Annotated in this window: 3 protein-coding genes and 1 pseudogene; all 4 read right to left on the reverse strand. The window is 63.0% G+C overall.

Features of this window, described 5'->3' with window-relative positions; all coding sequences use genetic code 11:
• Positions 1-651: AAA family ATPase (locus QT222_RS03690; protein WP_491476346.1), on the reverse strand; the 651-nt coding region annotated here is incomplete at its 3' end.
• Complete coding sequence (locus QT222_RS03695) at positions 644-1,600, reverse strand: DUF7502 family protein (RefSeq protein ID WP_491476347.1); 957 nt, start codon at positions 1,598-1,600, stop codon at positions 644-646. The genes QT222_RS03690 and QT222_RS03695, both read right to left, overlap by 8 nt.
• Positions 1,590-2,189 carry a chromosome partition protein gene (locus tag QT222_RS03700; protein ID WP_004572408.1) on the reverse strand — a complete coding sequence of 200 codons (600 nt, stop codon included), beginning with the start codon at positions 2,187-2,189 and terminating at the stop codon, positions 1,590-1,592. Before QT222_RS03700 ends, QT222_RS03695 begins: the two co-directional genes overlap by 11 nt.
• Positions 2,186-3,154: pseudogene (locus QT222_RS03705) on the reverse strand (magnesium chelatase); the annotation flags it as partial. The pseudogene QT222_RS03705 and the gene QT222_RS03700, both read right to left, overlap by 4 nt.

Here is a 3,154-nt window from a genome sequence, read left to right on the forward strand (position 1 = left end):
ATCCACGAGTATCTTCATCAGGAAGCGGTCGGTCTGCGCTTCCGGAAGCGGGTACGTCCCACCCTGGTCGATGGGGTTCTGGGTCGCGAGGACGAAAAACGGTTTGGGAAGCGAGTAGGTCTCTCCGGCCGCCGTAACCTGCTTTTCCTGCATCGCTTCGAGGAGCGCGGCCTGCGTCTTCGGCGTCGCGCGGTTTATCTCGTCGGCGAGGACCACGTTGGCGAAGATGGGACCGCGTTCGAAGACGAACTCGCGTCCCTCCGACGACTCGCGGATGATTTCGGTCCCGGTGATGTCCGAGGGCATCAGGTCTGGCGTGTTCTGGACGCGCGAGAACTGCAGGTCGGTCGCCTCCGTGAGGGCGCGGACGAGTGTCGTCTTCCCGAGACCGGGGTTCGATTCGAGAAGGGCGTTGCCATCACAGAGCACGCAGACGAGGAGGCGCTCGATGACGTCTTGCTGCCCGATGATGCGCTTTCCGACCTCGTCTTTCACGGCTGCGACGCTCGATTGGAGGTCTTCGATGCTCAGATCGGAAAGGTTGGTTTTGGGTGGCGATTCGGCCCCGCCAGTAGCGGGTGAATCGGCCCCGTTGGGGCTAGCTACTTGGTTGACGTCGTCTGAAAGGTTCCAGTCTTGGTCGTCACTCATCGTCTTTTTCACGTATCTGCAGGGTGTAGTCGCGAATCAGTTCAGCTTCTTCGAGGGTGTCGTCGTCGAGATAGCCGGCGCGCTGGCTCTCAACCGCAGTGTCGCCAGTGTATCCCGTGGAGTCGTAGGCGGCGGCAGACGACCCCGGTCCGTCGCCGCTGCCACCGGTTCCGGCGAGTGTCGCATTCACTTCCTCGGACCCCGCGGAGACGTTCTCGGAGTTGCCGAGGATTGCACTCCCGTTCTGGAGTTCCGTGGGTCGGTCGGACCCATCGAGATTCCCGCCGGAGACGGCCTGGTCGCCACCCAAACCGTCGAGGTGGATGTCGGTGATGGCGACTTGGATGCTTCCCGCCGAGAGAAGCAGAGCAACGACGAGCGCACCGACGATACGGCGCGTCGGAAGCAACTCTACCGACGACGTATCGCGCAGTCGGTCGAGTACGTCCTCGTAGAGCGCGAGCGTCATCCGGGAGGGTTCGGTCTTCGACTCGCCGGTCAACCACCCGTTTTCCGTCGACTCGTCGCCGTGGTCACCGTCACTTCCGAGTACATCGCGGGCGGTCCGCAGTGCCTCTGCAACGGACGGATTGACCGCCTCGAACTGCTCGACGGGCGAGTCGCGCAGACGGATAACGTACTCCGCGACGGCGACGAGAATGCCAAGGGCGAGCGCGATTGGAACGGCAACGTGGACCACCACTGACGAGTCGACGCCGGGGAGCGAACTGAGCGACACCGACGACTGAATCGGCAATTCGAAGAGTCGCAACACGAGGTTCGAAAGGAGCGTCGCGACCGCGGCGTCGACGACGCTCGGAACGAGTGCGGCCTTCTTCGCCTCTCGGCGGACTTCGCGGATTGCCGCGGCCATCTCGTCACGAGGGTCTGGTTCCGCCGCTGACGAAGGGCTATTCGAGGTCTCGGATGGAGGTGTATCAGACGCCATTGCACGCGGGGGGTTTGTCGCCTTCTATCGCCGAACACGCCTCTTCGAGGTCGTTTTCGAGGTCGTCGACCTGTTCTTCGAGCGACGCAACCTCGTCTCTGAGGTCGTCGATTTGCGTTTCCAGTTCGGCGTTGGTCTCGTTGAGTTCTTCGTTCTTCGTTTCGAGGTTTCTCCGTTGCTCTTCGAGTTTGTCGATACTGTTGGTGAGTTCGTCGATTTTGTCGCGGGCGTCGCTGAGTTGCGACTTAGTATCATCGAGGTCCTCGCGGGTCGTATGCAGCTCTTTCTGCGTCGATTCCAGTTGTGACTCGGTATCTTCGAGGTCCGACGACACCTGCGAAACGTCTCCTTTCGTTTGTTTGAGACTGTTGTTCAGTTCGCGCAGTTTCGCCCGCGTCTCCGATAGATTCTGCTGTGTTTTTGAGAGGTCTGACTGGAGCGCCTTGTTTTGCTCGCGCAACTGCTCGTTTTGCTGGTCGAGCGTGTCGACGGAGTACTGATAGAACATCGTTGCGCCGACCGTTCCTGCGGTCAGGAGGACCACGATGAGGACGAGACTGAGGTTCAGGGACCGCCCGAGGAAGCTCATATCAGACCACCTTCACTTTGGGTTTTACCCCGATACACTTGAACTCGCCGGACGAGCACCTCCGCGAGATACAGGAGGAACGCGGCGAGGACGAAGGCGATGGCCCACTCGTCCCGGACGGGTTTCACGCCGGCTGCATTGTCGCGGGCGGACCTTGCTATTTCGGTGGCATCGCCGGGACCGTACAGTTTGCCGCCGCTGTCGGTGACGGCGGATTTGAGTGCAGCGGACTGACCAAACCCGCTGTGTTCGGCCGGGTAGTTCACCGCGAACGAGGTGTCGAGCACATCGCGGTAGCCCTGTTCTCGGGGGACGGCGGTCGCCTCGTAGACGCCGGACTGCACCGTCGAGAAGGTGAGGTTGCCCGTCTCTTTCGGGCGGTTGTCTCCGCGGTAGACGACAGTCGCGGGCGACCCGATGCGGGTGTCTTGGACCTCCGTGACACCGGTTGCTTTTCGCTCGGGGTCGCCGATGACGAAGTTCGTCGACTTCGTGAGCAACAGCGAATCCGGACTGCTGAGGAGTCCATCGAGCGACCCATCGTTGCCGTAGGTCGTGATGGTCGCAATGCGGCCGAGTCCGTAACGCCACGAGGCGACCGCGGGCGTGCCGTCGTCGGCCGCGACGAGGAAGTTCGCACCGCTTCTGACGGACACGTCGTTGACGCTTCCGGGATTCGCGGTCAACTCCACACCGGCGGTGACGAAGTCGTTCCGGTCGACGACGGTCAGGCCGTCGCCAGCGTACTGGCGGTTCGACCCACCGAAGAGGATGCGGAGGCGCCTGGTCTCGTCGGCGCGGGGGGAGGTCCCGCCCGAGGCCCGGGCGGTTGCGCGGAGCGGCTTTCCGGTCGGGTTCGGGCCCGGGGCGGTGGGGGTGGCGCGGGTGCCCTCGCCGCCCGGGTGGTCCGCCAAGGGCGCCGCATCTTCGGAGCGGGCGTGGCCGGCGCCGGTGGGGGTAAACGT

It is taken from the genome of Haloferax sp. s1, assembly GCF_058382125.1.